At 45.8% G+C, this 15,942-nt stretch carries 28 protein-coding genes and 1 tRNA gene; 23 read left to right on the top strand and 6 right to left on the bottom strand.

Going from position 1 to position 15,942, the window contains the following annotated elements:
• The first annotated feature begins 111 nt into the window (after positions 1-111).
• The 15 genes from HK413_RS15945 (at position 112) to HK413_RS01095 (ending at position 8,399) form a co-directional block, all read left to right on the top strand.
• Positions 112-441 carry a DUF2249 domain-containing protein gene (locus HK413_RS15945; protein WP_246229485.1) on the top strand — a complete coding sequence of 110 codons (330 nt, stop codon included), beginning with the start codon at positions 112-114 and terminating at the stop codon, positions 439-441.
• Between the two features lie 361 nt (positions 442-802).
• Positions 803-1,012: a hemerythrin domain-containing protein gene (locus HK413_RS18885; RefSeq protein WP_262886713.1), complete on the top strand. Its 210-nt coding sequence runs from the start codon at positions 803-805 to the stop codon at positions 1,010-1,012.
• Positions 1,013-1,102: 90 nt separating this feature from the next.
• Positions 1,103-1,483: an RrF2 family transcriptional regulator gene (locus tag HK413_RS01135; RefSeq protein WP_175268830.1), complete on the top strand. Its 381-nt coding sequence runs from the start codon at positions 1,103-1,105 to the stop codon at positions 1,481-1,483.
• Between the two features lie 271 nt (positions 1,484-1,754).
• A complete protein-coding gene (locus HK413_RS15935; protein ID WP_246229484.1) occupies positions 1,755-2,051 on the top strand; it encodes a c-type cytochrome in 297 nt (98 codons plus the stop codon).
• Positions 2,048-2,203 carry a hypothetical protein gene (locus tag HK413_RS15930; RefSeq protein WP_246229483.1) on the top strand — a complete coding sequence of 52 codons (156 nt, stop codon included), beginning with the start codon at positions 2,048-2,050 and terminating at the stop codon, positions 2,201-2,203. The genes HK413_RS15935 and HK413_RS15930 overlap by 4 nt, the downstream gene beginning before the upstream one ends.
• Before the next feature lie 144 nt (positions 2,204-2,347).
• Positions 2,348-3,070, top strand: coding sequence for a hypothetical protein (locus HK413_RS15925; protein WP_246229482.1), 723 nt, complete (start codon positions 2,348-2,350; stop codon positions 3,068-3,070).
• Positions 3,071-3,086: 16 nt separating this feature from the next.
• The gene (locus HK413_RS15920) at positions 3,087-3,575 is read left to right on the top strand and encodes a hypothetical protein (RefSeq protein ID WP_246229481.1); all 489 of its coding nucleotides are present in this window, start codon (positions 3,087-3,089) and stop codon (positions 3,573-3,575) included.
• 19 nt (positions 3,576-3,594) lie between these two features.
• Positions 3,595-4,188, top strand: coding sequence for a hypothetical protein (locus HK413_RS15915; RefSeq protein WP_317169172.1), 594 nt, complete (start codon positions 3,595-3,597; stop codon positions 4,186-4,188).
• Between the two features lie 157 nt (positions 4,189-4,345).
• Complete coding sequence (locus HK413_RS01120) at positions 4,346-4,840, top strand: hypothetical protein (RefSeq protein ID WP_246229480.1); 495 nt, start codon at positions 4,346-4,348, stop codon at positions 4,838-4,840.
• A gap of 184 nt (positions 4,841-5,024) precedes the next feature.
• Positions 5,025-5,282 (top strand): nitrous oxide reductase accessory protein NosL, encoded by a 258-nt coding sequence (locus HK413_RS21750; protein WP_175268828.1) that lies wholly within the window; start codon positions 5,025-5,027, stop codon positions 5,280-5,282.
• Positions 5,279-6,514 carry a nitrous oxide reductase family maturation protein NosD gene (locus HK413_RS01110; RefSeq protein ID WP_175268827.1) on the top strand — a complete coding sequence of 412 codons (1,236 nt, stop codon included), beginning with the start codon at positions 5,279-5,281 and terminating at the stop codon, positions 6,512-6,514. The genes HK413_RS21750 and HK413_RS01110 overlap by 4 nt, the downstream gene beginning before the upstream one ends.
• A complete protein-coding gene (locus HK413_RS01105) occupies positions 6,502-7,227 on the top strand; it encodes an ABC transporter ATP-binding protein (protein ID WP_217451905.1) in 726 nt (241 codons plus the stop codon). The genes HK413_RS01110 and HK413_RS01105 overlap by 13 nt, the downstream gene beginning before the upstream one ends.
• Positions 7,211-7,765, top strand: a complete 555-nt coding sequence (locus HK413_RS01100) for an ABC transporter permease subunit (RefSeq protein ID WP_246229478.1) — start codon at positions 7,211-7,213, stop codon at positions 7,763-7,765. The genes HK413_RS01105 and HK413_RS01100 overlap by 17 nt, the downstream gene beginning before the upstream one ends.
• On the top strand, positions 7,762-7,977 hold the full coding sequence (locus tag HK413_RS15905; RefSeq protein WP_246229477.1) for a hypothetical protein: 216 nt from the start codon (positions 7,762-7,764) through the stop codon (positions 7,975-7,977). The genes HK413_RS01100 and HK413_RS15905 overlap by 4 nt, the downstream gene beginning before the upstream one ends.
• Positions 7,977-8,399: a hypothetical protein gene (locus HK413_RS01095; RefSeq protein WP_175268826.1), complete on the top strand. Its 423-nt coding sequence runs from the start codon at positions 7,977-7,979 to the stop codon at positions 8,397-8,399. The genes HK413_RS15905 and HK413_RS01095 overlap by 1 nt, the downstream gene beginning before the upstream one ends.
• A 139-nt stretch (positions 8,400-8,538) precedes the next feature.
• On the opposite strand, the gene HK413_RS01090 is transcribed toward HK413_RS01095, so the two are convergent.
• Complete coding sequence (locus tag HK413_RS01090; protein ID WP_175268825.1) at positions 8,539-9,408, bottom strand: universal stress protein; 870 nt, start codon at positions 9,406-9,408, stop codon at positions 8,539-8,541.
• Positions 9,409-9,558: 150 nt separating this feature from the next.
• On the opposite strand from HK413_RS01090, the gene HK413_RS22540 reads away from it, so the two are divergent.
• Entirely contained in the window at positions 9,559-9,819 is a 261-nt protein-coding gene (locus HK413_RS22540; protein ID WP_449406783.1) for a 6-pyruvoyl trahydropterin synthase family protein, read from the top strand.
• Positions 9,701-9,976 carry a 6-pyruvoyl trahydropterin synthase family protein gene (locus HK413_RS01085; protein ID WP_449406784.1) on the top strand — a complete coding sequence of 92 codons (276 nt, stop codon included), beginning with the start codon at positions 9,701-9,703 and terminating at the stop codon, positions 9,974-9,976. The genes HK413_RS22540 and HK413_RS01085 overlap by 119 nt, the downstream gene beginning before the upstream one ends.
• A 103-nt stretch (positions 9,977-10,079) precedes the next feature.
• Here the strand turns inward: HK413_RS01085 and HK413_RS21745 are convergent, their stop codons facing one another.
• Together HK413_RS21745 and HK413_RS01075 are read right to left on the bottom strand one after the other, a co-directional pair.
• Positions 10,080-10,367: a hypothetical protein gene (locus HK413_RS21745; RefSeq protein ID WP_175268824.1), complete on the bottom strand. Its 288-nt coding sequence runs from the start codon at positions 10,365-10,367 to the stop codon at positions 10,080-10,082.
• Positions 10,354-10,980: a COX15/CtaA family protein gene (locus HK413_RS01075; protein ID WP_394353099.1), complete on the bottom strand. Its 627-nt coding sequence runs from the start codon at positions 10,978-10,980 to the stop codon at positions 10,354-10,356. Before HK413_RS01075 ends, HK413_RS21745 begins: the two co-directional genes overlap by 14 nt.
• 684 nt (positions 10,981-11,664) lie before the next feature.
• On the opposite strand from HK413_RS01075, the gene HK413_RS01070 reads away from it, so the two are divergent.
• Together HK413_RS01070 and HK413_RS01065 are read left to right on the top strand one after the other, a co-directional pair.
• A complete protein-coding gene (locus HK413_RS01070) occupies positions 11,665-12,291 on the top strand; it encodes a histidine kinase dimerization/phospho-acceptor domain-containing protein (protein WP_175268823.1) in 627 nt (208 codons plus the stop codon).
• 50 nt (positions 12,292-12,341) lie between these two features.
• Positions 12,342-12,764 (top strand): sensor histidine kinase, encoded by a 423-nt coding sequence (locus HK413_RS01065; protein WP_175268822.1) that lies wholly within the window; start codon positions 12,342-12,344, stop codon positions 12,762-12,764.
• A 155-nt stretch (positions 12,765-12,919) separates the two neighbouring features.
• Here the strand turns inward: HK413_RS01065 and HK413_RS01060 are convergent.
• Positions 12,920-12,993, bottom strand: a tRNA-Ile gene (locus HK413_RS01060).
• A 124-nt stretch (positions 12,994-13,117) separates the two neighbouring features.
• On the opposite strand from HK413_RS01060, the gene HK413_RS14250 reads away from it, so the two are divergent.
• Genes HK413_RS14250 through HK413_RS20450 form a run of 4 tightly spaced genes read left to right on the top strand, consistent with a single transcriptional unit; the run spans position 13,118 to position 14,695 of the window.
• Complete coding sequence (locus HK413_RS14250; RefSeq protein WP_217451904.1) at positions 13,118-13,459, top strand: hypothetical protein; 342 nt, start codon at positions 13,118-13,120, stop codon at positions 13,457-13,459.
• Positions 13,460-13,505: 46 nt separating this feature from the next.
• Entirely contained in the window at positions 13,506-14,060 is a 555-nt protein-coding gene (locus tag HK413_RS01055) for a sugar phosphate isomerase/epimerase family protein (RefSeq protein ID WP_246229475.1), read from the top strand.
• 3 nt (positions 14,061-14,063) lie between these two features.
• On the top strand, positions 14,064-14,546 hold the full coding sequence (locus HK413_RS01050) for an HAD family hydrolase (RefSeq protein WP_317169171.1): 483 nt from the start codon (positions 14,064-14,066) through the stop codon (positions 14,544-14,546).
• Positions 14,543-14,695, top strand: coding sequence for an HAD-IA family hydrolase (locus HK413_RS20450; protein ID WP_317169170.1), 153 nt, complete (start codon positions 14,543-14,545; stop codon positions 14,693-14,695). Before HK413_RS01050 ends, HK413_RS20450 begins: the two co-directional genes overlap by 4 nt.
• 29 nt (positions 14,696-14,724) lie before the next feature.
• Here the strand turns inward: HK413_RS20450 and HK413_RS20445 are convergent, their stop codons facing one another.
• Together HK413_RS20445 and HK413_RS20440 are read right to left on the bottom strand one after the other, a co-directional pair.
• On the bottom strand, positions 14,725-15,303 hold the full coding sequence (locus tag HK413_RS20445; protein WP_317169169.1) for a proline dehydrogenase family protein: 579 nt from the start codon (positions 15,301-15,303) through the stop codon (positions 14,725-14,727).
• The gene (locus tag HK413_RS20440) at positions 15,287-15,904 is read right to left on the bottom strand and encodes a proline dehydrogenase family protein (RefSeq protein ID WP_317169168.1); all 618 of its coding nucleotides are present in this window, start codon (positions 15,902-15,904) and stop codon (positions 15,287-15,289) included. Before HK413_RS20440 ends, HK413_RS20445 begins: the two co-directional genes overlap by 17 nt.
• Positions 15,905-15,942: the final 38 nt, after the last annotated feature.

Here is a 15,942-nt window from a genome sequence, read left to right as displayed (position 1 = left end):
TAAGTTAGCTTTTGTTTTTTTTTAACGGCTTTCGCGCCATAGTGACAAGGATCACTTTTTTATTCAATAATAAAAGATACGTTTGTCTTTTATTATTTTAAACATCAAAAAATGGAAGTATTAGACATTCTTGACGTCACGGTGATAGAACCGCGATTCAAACACCCAACTATCTTCGACAAGTTCGATTCGCTGCTTGGCGGCGAAGCTTTTATTATTCACAATGATCATGACCCCAAGCCTTTGTACTACCAGTTGCTGGCTGAAAGAGGACAGGTTTTTGCCTGGGATTACCTGGAAAGCGGCCCGCAGATCTGGCAGGTAAAGATCGCGAAGAAGACTGAAGCTGAAAACACGGAGACGATCGGTCAGATTGTGGCCGGTGATTATCGCAAAGCGCAGGTTTTTAAAAACCGGGTATCGACTTTGCTGCGGCGGTAAGAAAACGATCGCTGAGGTCTGCGAAAAAAGGGTATCGACCCGGAAGAAGTAGAACGCCAGCTTGCTGCGGTTAAAGGTGAAGCTGCGACTACCAGCGAAAATGATTTTCAGAATTGGGATCTGGGGTTCCTGAGTGATTATATCATTAATACACATCACCGCTATGTACGCGAGAACACCCAGTTTATACTTGAGATGGCGCAGAAAGTAGCCGGGGTTCACGGCGAAAGGCACCCCGAACTCATCCAGGTTGCTGACCTGTTTTCGCGGATCGGGAATGACCTGACCCTCCATATGGTGAAGGAAGAAAAATATTGTTCCCGTTCATCAAAGAACTGGCACAGGTTTATAACTCCGGGGGATGCTTCCGTCAGCCAACTTCGGTAAGATCTCTGTACCAATACAGGTGATGGACTCAGAGCATGAGCAGGTAGGCGGAGATTTTGAAACGATAAGAAAGATCACTTCAAATTACCAGTTGCCAGAAGATGCCTGTAGTTCTTATACCATCCTGTTCAAAAAACTCGATGAATATGAAAATGATCTGCACCGTCATGTGCACCGAAAGTAATATCCTGTTCCCTAAAGCAATTCAGCTGGAAAAGGAATTGTCTTAAAGGATAAAAATATATTTTAGGTTTGTAAAATCAACTGCAGGAAAATGATACTATCCAAATCTTGTGAATACGCCATCCGTGCCACCGTCTATATCGCGTTAAAAAGCGGGAAGAATGAGAAGGTGGGCATCATAGAAGTAGCGGAAGCGATTGGTTCACCCATGCATTTTACCGGCAAGATCCTGCAAACCCCGGTTCGTAAAAACATTCTTTCTTCGGCTAAAGGGCCCACCGGCGGCTTTTATCTGGAAAACGGTCACTTGCTCTTCCTGATCGACATTGTCAGGGCGATTGATGGCAATGGCCTCTTCTCTGCCTGTGTACTTGGTTTAGAGAAGTGTTCAGAAACTCAGCCCTGCCCGATGCATGAGCAGGTGAAGCCCATCAGGGAGATGCTGTTGGACGAATTCAGTAAAAACCGGTAACCGAGCTGGTATCAGGATTCGGTGCGAACGGGTATTTTTTAAAATAAAAATTTGCCTTAATAAAAGACAATTACATCTTTTATAATTATGATTAAATTCATAAAATAAGTCTTATATATTTAAATATATGGCCTTTAAACATGATTTAAATCATGTTTAATATTGAGGTCGGTCATCTCGAGCATCCGGCCTTAGCCATAATTTAGCTTAATTAAAAATCAGCAAAATGAAAAATCCAAAAACCTTAATTCTCGCCGGCCTGCTAGCGGGAATGACTCTTCTGTTTGCCTGCGGTCAGTCTAACGGCGGATCAGAAGCGGAATCAACTTCGACGGCACCGGCAGCAGCTGCCACAACCGCGGATATCGACCCGGAAGCAAAAAGCGACAGTAAAGGTATCGGCAAGTTCAAGGAGATTAAACTGGAACCAATAGACGCGGCAATGGCCGCTAAGGGCGAAGCGGTATTCAGCGCCAAATGTTCTGCCTGTCATAAAATGACTGATCAGAAGGTCGTAGGCCCGGGCCTGCTGGGTGTGACCAAAGGCGTACACCGGAATGGATCATGAACCAGATCACCAACCCGGTGGAAATGGAAGCTAAGGATCCGGTCGGACAAGCGCTGTTGGCTAAACACCTTACCCAAATGACCTTCCGTGATGTTAGCGATGAGCAAACGCGCCAGATACTGGAATATTTTAGAAAAAACGATAGTAAATAACTTAACGCTAAAAAGAATCATGAAATTTTCTAACTATAAATTACTGCTACCCATTTTGGCCCTGCTGGTAGGCGGTACGATGCCCGGCTGTAAACCGGGCCAGCCGGATCTTCGGTTGATGCCGATGCCGCCAAAAAAGTATACGTGGCCCCCGGGAAATACGACGAAATCTATACATTCATGTCCGGCGGTTTCAGCGGGCAGGTCGCGGCCTATGGGATCCCGTCCGGGCGTTTATTAAAAGTGATCCCGGTTTTTTCACAAAATCCTGAAAATGGTTACGGTTATTCCGAAGAGACCAAGCCGATGTTGAACACCTCACATGGATTTGTGGCGTGGGATGACTCTCACCACCCGGAATTGTCAAAAACCAATGGCGAAGACGATGGCCGCTGGCTGTTTATTAACGGTAACAATACGCCGCGTATCGCACGGATCGACCTGACCACATTCAAAACCACGGAGATCATCGAGCTGCCGAACATCGGTGGCAACCACGCTTCGCCATTCTGTACAGAAAATACGGAGTATGTGGTGGGCAACACACGCTTCAGCCAGCCGCTGGATGATGCTGCTAATGATGTACCGATAGACAGTTATAAAAAGAACTTTAAAGGCGCGGTGTCATTTGTAAAAGTGGATAAAGAAACAGGCGGCATGAAACTGGCTTTCCAGCTGATAGTGCCGGCTTTCAATTATGACTTGGCGCACGCCGGTAAAGGCCCGTCGCATGACTGGATGTTCTTTACCTGCTATAACACCGAACAGGCTAATACGCTGCTGGAAGTTAATGCCAGCCAGCGTGATAAAGACTTCGTAATGGCCATTAACTGGAAAAAAGCCGAAGAACTGATTGCCCAGGGGTAAAGGCACCAGGATACCGGTGAAATATGCCCACAATGTGTACAGCGATAAAACCCATAGCGCTACTTCGACTATGGAAAAAGAAACCCAGATCCTGGATGTAACCAAATTCCCCGGCTTAGTATATTATATGCCCTGCCCGAAATCGCCGCACGGCGTTGACGTAACCCCTGACGGTGAAAGCATTGTTGCCAGCGGAAAGCTGGCGGCCGTGATCCCGGTATTTTCTTATAAAAAGATGCTGGACGCGATAGACAAAAAAACTTATGATGGCATGGTTGCCGGTAATTTGCCTGTATTAAAATATGAGGCTGTATTACGCGGTGAAGTAAAAAAGCCAGGCCTTGGCCCGCTTCATACCGAATTTGATGACAAAGGCTTTGCCTATACCACCATGTTCGTGTCATCAGAAGTAGTGAAATGGAAAGTAGACAACCCGGAGATCATCGATCGCGCCCCCGTATTTTATTCACCAGGGCCACTTATCCATCCCGTGCGGCGATTCTAAAAAACCTTATGGTAAATACGTGATCGTTATGGATAAAATCACCAAAGACCGTTACCTCCCTACCGGCCCGGAACTTTCACAAGCAGCGCAGCTGTTTGATATTTCGGGTAATAAAATGAAGTTATTGCTGGATTTTCCGACCATTGGCGAACCGCACTATGCCCAATCTATACCGGCTGAAAAGATCGTAAAGAACCAGGTAAAATTCTTTAAACTGGCCGAGAATACCAACCCGTATGCAGTTAAATCAGAAAAGGAAACCAAAGTGGTGCGGAACGGCAAACGCGTGGACGTTTATATGACCGCCATGCGTTCACACCTTGCCCCTGACAATATCGAAGGCATCCAGATAGGCGATGATGTGTATATCCACGTGACCAACCTCGAGCAGGACTGGGACGTACCGCACGGATTTGCGATCAAAGGCGCCAATAACGCCGAATTGCTGATCATGCCGGGCGAAACCAGCACGCTTAAATGGAATCCTTATCAGCAGGGCATCGTTCCGTTCTACTGTACAGATTTCTGTTCTGCGCTTCACCAGAAATGCAGGGTTATTTCAGGGTATCTCCTGCGGGTTCAAAAGTTGCAATCAAATTCTCTATCGGTGTAAACCCGGTAACTCAATAATTATCTCAACTGTCGTGTGCCGGGCTCCCGCGCGGCATACGGCAGTTAATCTTTAGCTCATGAAACCGATAACCAGAATATGGATAGCCGCTGCCTGTTTACTCATGCTCAGCGCTTATTTTTTACCGCTTTGGCATATTATGCTGGATGCGCCCCAATACCCGGAAGGGCTGGAAATGAAGATATGGCTGAACGGGCTGTCAGGCAACATTGATCAGATCAACGGACTGAATCATTATATCGGCATGAAATTTATTTCGGTAGATGATTTTGCCGAGTTTAAGATCCTGCCTTATATTTTCGGCATACTGATATTCATCGGTATAGCTGCTGCGATCGCCAAAAGCCGCCGCCTGCTATGGGCCTGGTTCATCGGCCTATGCCTGTTCGCCATCATAGGGTTCGCTGATTTTTATGTGTGGGAATATAACTATGGACATCACCTTAATCCGCATGCCGCCATTAAGGTGGAAGGGATGAACTACCAGCCCCCGCTGTTCGGCTACAAGCAATTACTCAACTTTACGGCCGGCTCACTACCCGATACCGGAGGAATACTGGTCGGCATCGGCGGGATCCTGGTCGCCGCATCGCTTTTTTACAAACCGCGCTCATCGTCAAACAATATCAAATGAAAACCCTAAGTGCTTTTATTATTATGCTTTGTTGCCTGCTGCTGGGCGCCTGCAGCCACGCTCCCGAGCCGATACGCTATGGAAAGGACGCCTGTGCACACTGCAAAATGACGATCATGGACAAACGTTTTTCGTCTGAACTGGTCACCGCTAAGGGTAAGGTTTTCAAATTTGACGCCGCTGAATGTATGACCGCTTATTTGAAAGAAAATCCTGCTCAGGCTTCCGACCCGAAAAGCAATTTCTGGTCAGTGATTTCAATCAGCCCGGCCAGCTCTTCGATGCGCGAAAAGCCTGGTTTTTACGCGATAGCTCCCTCTCCTCGCCTATGGGCGGAAATTTGGCGGCCTTTAGTATGTGGGAAGCAGCACAGCGCGCGCAGCATGACCCCACAGCAAAGATCTTTGACTGGACATCGCTTTTAAACGAAGATCGTAAATGAGAGCCCTGCCTGCCAAAATACTGCTGCTTTTGTTACTGCCGGTCATTTCAGCGGCGCGTAATATTGTGGTCTCACCCGGCACCGGTATTACTTCCCTGCAGCAGGCGGTAAGGCTCGCTCAAAACGGTGACACGATACTGGTCAAAAAAGGTGTCTACATTTCGTTGAATACCCCGGTTGACAAATCAGTAACGATATTAGGTCAGAACCAGCCGATACTGGACGCCCGTTTCCGGGAGGAAGTATTGACCATCACCGCCAGTAATGTAAAACTGGATGGCTTTATCCTCAGGAACACCAAGACAGGGTCTATGCGGGATTTTGCAGCTATCCGGCTCAGCAATGTAGCATTTGTGACCATCAGTAATAATACGCTCCTGAATAATTTCTTCGGCATCTACCTGTCCAATTGCCGGCATATACAGGTATTGGATAACCGGGTAACCGGCTCTAATAATATAGAGAATTCGGGAAACGGCATCCATCTATGGAAATGTAAGGAAGTACTCATTCGCGGTAATTATGTGACCCGCCACCGCGATGGTATTTACTTTGAGTTTGCGAAGAAATGCCTTATTGTGAATAACCTCAGCGAAAGGAATATCCGCTATGGCCTACATTTTATGTTCTCAGATGACGATACTTACCGGCACAATACCTTTAAAAATAACGGCTCCGGCGTTTCCGTTATGTATACCCGGCGTATAGCCATGCTGGATAATACTTTTATTGAAAACTGGGGAAGCACCATCTATGGTGTCCTCCTCAAAGAGATTACGGATGCGCGTATCGAGGGAAACCAATTTATCCGGAACACCACTGGTATTTATATGGAAAACTCCGACCGTATCACCATCAAGCACAATGACTTTATTTCTAATGGCTGGGCTATGCGCGTACTGGCCAGCTGCAACAAAAACCATTTTACACAAAACAACTACAAGGGTAATTCTTTTGATGTGACCACTAACGGTACGCTGAAAGAGATTTACTTTAATGACAACTATTGGGACAAATACGAAGGTTATGACCTGAATAAGAACGGCACCGGTGATATACCTTACCGCCCGATCAGCCTTTATGCACAGATCATCGAACAGAATCCCCAAAGCGTGATGCTGATGCGGAGCTTCATCGTCAACCTGATCGATAAGGTAGAACGCGCCATTCCTTCTATAACGCCCGAATCTGTTAAAGACGAAACACCCAGAATGAAACCATGGAAAAAATAATCGCGATAGAAGGTCTCAAAAAATCATTTGGCCGCTTGGATGTGCTCAAAAATGTAAGCTGCAATTTTGCCGGCGGCGGGGTGATTTCTATCCTGGGGCCGAATGCCTCCGGGAAAACGACTTTCATCAAATCCATTCTCGGTATGGTGATTCCCGACAGCGGCAGGATCCTGTTTAAAGGTAAAGCTATTCACGATACGTTTGACTATAAAAGACATATCGGTTATATGCCGCAGATCGGACACTATCCCGATAATATGAAGATCGGCCAGCTCTTTAAGATGGTGATGGATATCCGGCAGCAGGACGCGATAGATACGGACCTGCTGAAAGCTTACGAGCTGGAAAGCATGTATCAGAAAACCATGCGCACCTTATCCGGAGGAACATTGCAGAAAGTAAGTGCTGCTTTGGCCTTTATGTTTAACCCTGATGTGCTGATCCTGGATGAACCTTCCGCTGGCCTTGACCCGCTGGCGGCCGAAGCACTCAAAGAAAAGATTCTTTTAGAAAGGTCAAAAGGAAAGCTGGTACTGATCACTTCACATATCCTGAGCGAAGCCGACGAGATTTCTGATCAGATCCTCTACCTTTTCGAAGGGCAAATTAAATTTTTAAAAACCCTGGCCGAATTGAAGCGGGAAACCGGCGAACAAAAACTGAACAGGGCCCTGACTAAAATTTTAAGTACACATCATGTTAAAGATCGCTAAATATATCATCCTTGATATTGTACGCAGCAAAGTGCTGCTGGCTTATACACTGCTGCTGCTGGCGATCAGCCTGAGTATTTTCCTGTCTGATGCAGATGTGACCAAAGGGCTGGTAAGCATCACGACGGTTATACTGATCATCGTTCCGCTGGTCAGTGTGGTCTATTCGACTACCTATTATTTCAACGCAGCGGAGTTTACCGAAATGCTGGTATCTCAGCCGATCAGCCGGCGCAATATCCTGCTCGGGAAATTCATCGGCATCAGCAGCTCTATTTTGCTGGCCTTTATCTTGGGCGTCTGCCTGCCGGTCGCTCTGTTCGCATACTCGCTAACAGGTATTACGCTCATGATATCCGGCTGCCTGCTCACTTTGAGTTTTGTCTCACTGGCTTTCCTGACCTCCGTGTTAACCCGGGATAAGGCGAAGGGCATCGGCCTGGCCCTAATGCTTTGGTTCTATTTTTCGATCATTTTCGACGGACTTGTGCTGCTGTTCCTGTATTCCTTTGCAGATTATCCCCGGAAAAAGCGATGATCGCGCTGACCGCCTTAAATCCTATAGATCTTGCCCGTATCCTGATCCTGCTCCAGCTGGATATCTCCGCGCTGATGGGTTATACCGGCGCGCTCTATCAGCAGTTTTTCGGCAGCGGTGAAGGCATCGCGTTTTCGCTGCTCCTGCAACTGGTTTGGATCGTCGTACCTCTGTTTTTTGCGCTCAAAATATTTAAAAAGAAAGACCTGTAATGAAGAAGATCATAATACTGTTATTTGCCGCAGCTTTGGCTGTAGCGCCAGAAAAGGCACGTTGTCAAAATGAACCCGCATCAGAAAAACTGGAACTGAACAATGGCGTTAGGTGGAAGGCGGACCCGGCGACCCAAAATAATGTGGCGCGCCTGAAAAATATCGTTAAAAACGCAGGCAGCAAAAAAACGTGGTCACTAAAAAATCACCAGTCCACGGCAAAAGCGCTGCAGGCAGGGGTAGTCAGAATGATAAAAGAATGCCGGCTGAAAGGGCCAGATCATGTGGCCCTGCACCATTGGCTGGAACCCTTGATGGCAAAAATTAACCAGCTGAGTGCTTCAAATCGTGCAGGAATGACAGAAAGATCATTCCATGCGGTCGAGGCTCAGCTTGACCTTTTTGACCAATATTTTCAGTAAAATTATCCCAAAATGAATAGTCTGGCAATTAACAGATGTTTTTATAGGGGCAGGTATCATAAGAAATCACTATAAATATCACGTGTTGTAACGCACTATACCAGTTAGCCAACACTGCCGTTAGTATTTAGGACTTCGCTTAAGGCCTTTTAGGCAGGATCATAACCGGGAGGTTAAGGTGATAGGTCACCTCCCTATTTTGGCCCCTTTTGAACAATGCGGCCATCTGTTCCCGCGACTGCTGCATAACCGCGAGCAGATCAGTATGTTTATTTGCTTTTAGCCACTCCCAGTTCTTTTGACTAATAACATCCGGTATACTGCGGAAATAAACCCCGCCGCAATTAAGTTTACGATACAATTCGCGGTTAAGCTCTTCCTCTGCCCCGCGTATATGTTGGTCGGAGGGGTTACGGTTGAGGTGAGCGACCATCAGTTCGGCAGCAAAACTTTCCAGCAAACTGCCAAGCTCCTCAATGGCGTTAATATCTTCTTCATGCAGTTGTGAAGCGAACGCGATCTTTTCAAAGTTGCGTAGCGGAGCCGTATCCGGAACGACGAGTACCGGCACGGTCGCCCAGTCAATGATTCGGTTACAGATATCGCCCGTTAGGTAGGTCGCCGGGTCCATACCGTTAACCGGTGCCGTCACAATCAGACATATTTCTTCGTTGTGCATGATCTCTGTCATAATGTCCACGATCTCGGTACTCTTACCATATGTGCGGATTTCCGGCAAATAGGAACCTGTAAAAGAACGTTTGGCCAGGTCATGTGACATGCGGCGGGCATGATCGATCAGCAGGTGTTCGTCAGCTTCGGGCTCCTGTTCACCGGCATAAGCCAGTTGCCTTGCGGCCGGCACAGGGCAGTCATGAAACAAAAGCACCCCGGCCTTCATCTTTCTTGCCATATGAAGGGCAAAATGCGTCGCGTGTTCGGCGCTTTTCGAAAGGTCTGTCAGCACTGCAATTGTCTTCATCGGATTTGTTTTAAGATTTTTATTCATTTAACGTTTAACAGATCCTAAAACTCCGCAATTTGCCACACTCAAAAGTGACCTTCGTCATTACCGGACATGATCTTTCGGTGCAAAAAAGCGAAAAGGCCAGTTTACGCACGGATAGTATGATAGGTGACGGCGCGCATTTTTCCTGTCATGCTAATGCGGTACTTTTGCGTTACGGACGACGCAAACAGTTCGTTAGGGAATCAACGCATGATCATATATAAACAATTTACCTTCGACGCAGCACATTTTTTACCCAAAGTGCCGGATGGGCATAAATGCCGTGCGCTGCATGGCCACACTTATCACCTCTCCGTTTTTATTTCAGGCGCGGTTTTACAGGATCCGTGGCTGGGTTATGGATTTCAGCGAGCTCACGGCCGTCTGCAAGCCGGTACTGGAGCGACTTGATCACGCTTTGCTGAATGAGATTCAAGGTCTTGAAAACCCAACAGCCGAAAACGTAGCGTGCTGGCTGTGGCACCAGTTCAGGAACGGGCTGCCTGGTTTGCAAAAAATTGAGCTGAAGGAAACCCCCACCTCAGGCGTAATTTATGAAGGAGTTTAATGTTGGTCCCGGTTTTATATCATTCCCTGTTATTCATCAGGTACCGATACTCCCGTAAATGAGCCAGGTGTTTTTCTCAGGCAGTAAAGAACATTGACCATACTTAGCAGCAGCAGAATACCATTAAACTGATGTGCAACCGCCAGCCAGCTATAAAGAGGAGTCCCACTGCGAAGCAGGCAAAAATGCCCGTGCTGACTTGTGTAATGAGCAAGGTCGGCGGCCAGTTTAAAAATGCGCCACCAGCGGGCGCTAACGGCCGGCTCAAGAGAAACCAGGCAACAAACAGGCCACATAATAAGTAAGCCAGCGACCGATGGATAAACTGTATCAGTAAAGGATCGTAAATAACCCGGTGCAGCCAGGTCTTGCCTGCGTCAGTTGATGACATAAAGATCGCTCCATTCATATCCGGCCGTGGGTGCGTAAAGGGCCGCGTGCGTACCTGCCATAAAAGCCCCGTAGATGAGCTGGAACCCGAGGGTAATAACGATAGCCCCGGTTAAATTACGGAAAGGTCGGACCGGACTGATTGTTGCATGGTTCGCTCCTGAATCAAGGAACATCCAAAACAGATAGGAAAGCAGGAAAAGCGCGAGGCAAAAATGCACTGCCAGCCGGATATGGCTAACTGTTACATCTGTGTCGTTCAACCCGCTCTGCACCATCAGCCACCCGGCGAGTCCCTGCAACATCCCAAGCAGGAACAAACCGGCCAGATGTACGCCGAGCGTCCGGTTAAATTTCCCCCGCGTTAGAAAAATAAGGAAAGGGATAATAAATACGAGCCCCATCAGCCGGGCCCACTCCCGATGAACCCACTCCCAAAAAAAGAGCCCCTGATAATCCGCCAGTGTAAAATGGTAATTAAGTTTCTTGAATTGCGCAATGTGCTGATATTGTTCAAAGCTGTGGCGCCACTCGCTGTCACTGAGCGGTGGAAAAACACCCATAAGCGGTTTCCATTCGGTAATTGATAAGCCCGAACCTGACAGCCGGGTAATGCCTCCCGGACGATTTGTACCAGTACCATGAAAATTCCGGCGCCCAGCCAGTTTCGGATCCGCGTTCGGTAATCAGGTGTTGATTCAGACATGAGTTATATCTGGCAAGCAGTGAAATTTAAAATAACGATCTCTCCCTTCGGCCGGGAAGACAAAATGATAGGATAATGCGATCATAACGGAGCGAATAAGAAACAAAGATAATCCCGGCCACCGCGGCAAAAAATGATCCCCGGCACATTTGTTTTCCAGTCAAATCTGTGTATTTTTTTAATTAATATTGTATAACAACCTATTAACTCTTAAAAAATCCCAAACCTAAAAATTAAATCGGGGTGGCGTTTTGGTGTCAGAAATGGTGTATTTATAACGACTGAAAAGATTTTAATAAATAAAAAAATATAAATCATTGCTTTTAGATGCCGATAGACTGTCTTCTACTTCGCCTCTTTTGGGGTTAAGCGGTTTTCATTTAGTAGGTTGAACAAAAGGGATGAATATTACGTTAGATATGATATGGAAATCAATCCGCGGCGCGCTTTCTTTGCCTGGCTGACCGGCGACCGAACCATTTTTCGCCTGGAGGCGCGAATCTTTCATTCGGTCTGTCTGATCATGCTTTGCGGCATCGGTTTGAATATCCCGTTTAATTATCTAATTGGCTTGCCCCGACTGGCCACAGTTATGGGAGTAGCTTTTCTCATAACCGCGGTAGTTTATTATTTATCACGCTTTAAAGGCCTTACAAATTTTGCGATTGTATTGTTTCAATTCGGCGCCAATGCCGCGCTAATCTTAAATTATTATAACAACGCTGGTTTGAACGGCCCTACCTATGCCATATTTTTATTGTGGCTGTTCGTAAGTATCGCGGTGATACCCCGTCGTCAATATCTTATCTGGCTACCGCTTAATTTACTGGCAATGTTCGGCCTTTTTGCCCGGGATTATTATCATCCTGGCTGGATTGTAGCTAATTATCCTGACCGTGCCACGCGTTTTACAGACTTTGGCTATACTTATGTAGTTATAGCCGCGCTTATCATTTTTGTGACTTTGTATATCCGCCGCGCTTATCATCACCAGGCAGCTGAATTAGCCGCCGCCAGCGAGCTCAAAAACAAATTATTATCGGTACTGGCTCATGACCTGCGGGAGCCCCTAAGTTCTATTCAGGGCTTTTTGGAAGTGCTTACAGCTGAAAGCCCGGACGAAGAGGAGCTGCGAAGTATAAAACTGGAACTGTTACAGCGGACTCGCAACGCCTCTGAATTATTGGTCAATCTCTTATCCCGACCCGTGGTCAGCTAGAAGGTACCAGTTTAACACCCGGAGACGTACGTCTAAATCAACTCATTGCGATGGTTATCCTTCAACTCGGGCCTCAGGCTGCCGAAAAATCCATCAGTCTGGAAGCGCCTGAAATCGACGATACCTATGTCCGGGCAGAACCAGATCTGCTGCAACTGGTATTACGCAATTTACTAACCAACGCCATTAAATTCAGCCATCCCGGCGGAACCGTCAAGGTGCAGTTAGAAAAGACAGGGGCCCACTGCCTGATTAAAGTGATAGATAACGGAGTCGGTATTCCTGTGCCCCAGCAGCAGCGGCTATTCACCCATCAGACTCATGCCTTAAGCGGCACAAGACAGGAACGCGGGGCTGGATTGGGTCTTTTTCTATGTCGTGAATTCATGGAGAGACAAGGGGGAACCATTGCGTTTAACAGCACCGAAGGTCAGGGATCTACCTTCTGGATCAGTTTGCCCCGGTCCGCCTGAATAGGTCGAAATATTGATGTAGTAATTTTAATGCAGCTGCATCGAGCGGTTGGAAATTCATCAAAGATCATACTGCGTTTGGCGGTACTTTTAATGAAAAAACCCCTTAAATCAGGGATTTAAGGGGTTTTTAGGTGTAGAGCCTGTCTACTTAGTGCGCCCACACGGGCTCGAACCGGGGACCAAAAGATTATGAGTCTTCTACTCTAACCAACTGAGCTATAGGCGCGCAGAAATCTTGTTAAATTTCAGGCTGCAATGTTACAACTTTCTGCTGAAAATTGCAAAGCCTTATTTTAATTAAAATACTATATTTTTGATGGCAGTACTTTTAATAAGGCGCTATTGTTTACATGGATAAGCTATCACAAAACCGCAGACAAGCATTACAAACTTTAGGGCTAACAGCCGGTGCCGCCCTATTAAATACATCTGTATCAGCCATCAATGTTTCAAAAAAAACTAATGCAGCGTTTAAATATTCGCTGAATATGAGTACCATTCGCGGGCATAAATTAGGGTTTATTAAAGAGCTGCAGGTAGCCGCGAAAGCAGGTTTTACATCCGTAGAAATATGGATAGATACTTTTCAAACCTACCTTCAAACCGGGGGAACAACAGCTGAAGCCAAAAAATCATTGCCGACCGGATATCACGATAGAAAACGCAATAGGTTTTGCCAAATGGATAGTTGACGATAAAACAACACGTGAAGCCGCTCTTAAACAGTTACAAACAGAAATGGATTTGCTGGCGCAGATAGGTTGCCCTCGTATTGCCGCACCACCTTCAGGGGCTACCGGATTACCATTGATAAACCTTGATGTTATCACTGAACGTTATATCAGTATATTAGAAATGGGCACCAAAACCGGCGTTATACCCATGGTTGAAATGTGGGGCGGATCGGCCAACTTAAAGCGTATAGCCGAGGTATTGTATGTTGCTGCTGCAAGCGGCCATAAAAATGCGCTGGTATTGTTAGATTCATTTCATATTTACAAAGGTGGGTCAAGTGTAGAAAGTTTAGCATTTGTAGGTAAGGATGCCATAGCGGTATTTCATATGAATGACTATCCCGCAGGCATTTCCCCGGCTAAAATATCAGAACCCGACCGTATTTATACCGGAGATGGTATCGCTCCGCTTAGACAAATTTTACAAACTCTTAAAAACCCCGCTAAACCGGTAGTGCTTTCGCTTGAAGTATTTAACGAAAGTTATTATAAACAAGATGCTTTATTAGTAGCCAAAACCGGCCTTGCTAAAATGAAAGCAGTTACCCAAGGAATTTAAACTATGAAATCCATTAAGAACATTATTTTTGATTACGGCAACGTAATATTTCATATCGATTTTAATAAAGTAGCACAAGCCTGGAAAGATTTGGGTATAACCAACGCACACGAGTTTTACGGTCACCGACAACAGGATGGTGTATTTGATGCTTTGGAGAAAGGCGAGATAAGTACGGAAGCCTTTGCCGACCGCATACGCAAGCTCACCGGCAAACCCGAATTATCCAACGAGCAAATTAACCACGCCTGGAATCAGATCTTTATCGGCATCCCCAAAGGGAATCATGAATTGCTGTTGCAACTAAAAGATAAATACCGCACATTTTTATTGAGTAATATCAACGCTATCCACTACGATTATGTGCATGATTATTTAAAACGCGAATATGATATGAATGACAACAGCGGCCTGTTTGAAAAAACTTATTATTCGCACCGGTTGGTAAACGTAAGCCTGACGCCGAAATCTTTGAACAAGTATTGAAGGAAAACAACCTCGACCCGGCGGAGACTTTGTTTATTGATGACAGTCCCCAGCATTTAGAGACAGCCAAAAAACTGGGATTACAAACCTATTTAATGACAGCGCCCGATAATATCCGGGAATATTTTAAAATAAACGGATTGCTGTAACTATCAACACTATAATATGTAGACTAACGCTACAGCTTTCTTCTTTCCTTCTCTTTAACTATTAATCCAAGCTCCCGGCTCATTTGCCCGGCTATGGCCGTGTTTTCCTGCGCGCGACGGAACAAGTAGGGTAATACCGCTTTTATCGGTCCGTAGGGCACGTATTTAGCGACGTTATAATCCGCATCGGCAAGATTAAAGCTAAGGTTATCGCTCATGCCTAATAATTGGGCAAAATATATGTGGGGGTGTTTATGGTCGATTTTATTTTTCTCCAAAAGTTCGGTTAACAAACGGCAACTTTCTTCGTTATGGGTACCCGATACAAAGGCAATGCTTTTTATATTATCTATACAATACTCAAGCGCCAGGTTTAAAGTCCTTATCGCTGGCTTCTTTAGTAGGTTGAATGGGCGATGGATAACCTTTTTCTTCGGCACGTTTGCGTTCTTTTTCCATATAAGCACCGCGTACCAGTTTAGCTCAAGGATAAAATTCTCCTTTACGGCCACTTCATTATCATCCATTATAGAATCTAATTTATCGTGCCTGTAAAACTGGTAAGTGTTATAAACAATGGCCTTTTCCTTATTAAATTTGCGCATCATATTCAAAGCCAATAAATCGATCGTATCCACGGATCCGGGTTTCCTCGGCATCTATCATTACCGGTATATTTACGGAATGCGCTTTTTCGCAAATAGCCAATACTCTGTCCTGTACTTTTTGCCATTCCTGCTGCTCGGCATCAGTAAGTGTGGCTTTCGCATCTAATTTTTCAAGCAAGCCAAAACGCGCAACACCGGTTACTTTAAACACGGTAATAGGTATGGCTTTATCTTTTGCCGCGCGTTTTATAGTGCGGATGATCTCTTCGCAGGTCTCGTCAAAAACTTTTTCATCGTCCTCGCCTTCTATCGAATAATCTAATATTGTACCTACGCCACCGCTCTCCGTGCTTTTTATTGTTTTCTCGCATTCGCGGATAGTTTCGCCGCCGCAAAAATGTTTAAATATGGTGGCCTTTATCAGTCCCTTAATGGGTAAACCTATCTTAACAGCAAAATTTGTTATGGGCGGGCCTATCTTCACTAAAAAATTAACATTAATTACCTTGAACAGCCAGTAGGCACGGCTCAGATCAGCATTTGATGAGTGGCGGAAAGCAATTTCCGTATTTTCAAAAGACAGGCTATTTTTTGCAGTCATAGTAAGAGTTAGTGGTTCCTTATATTTTTCTTATCCAA

Source organism: Mucilaginibacter humi (assembly GCF_013087555.1).
This window is presented reverse-complemented; position numbering and strand designations above follow the sequence as displayed.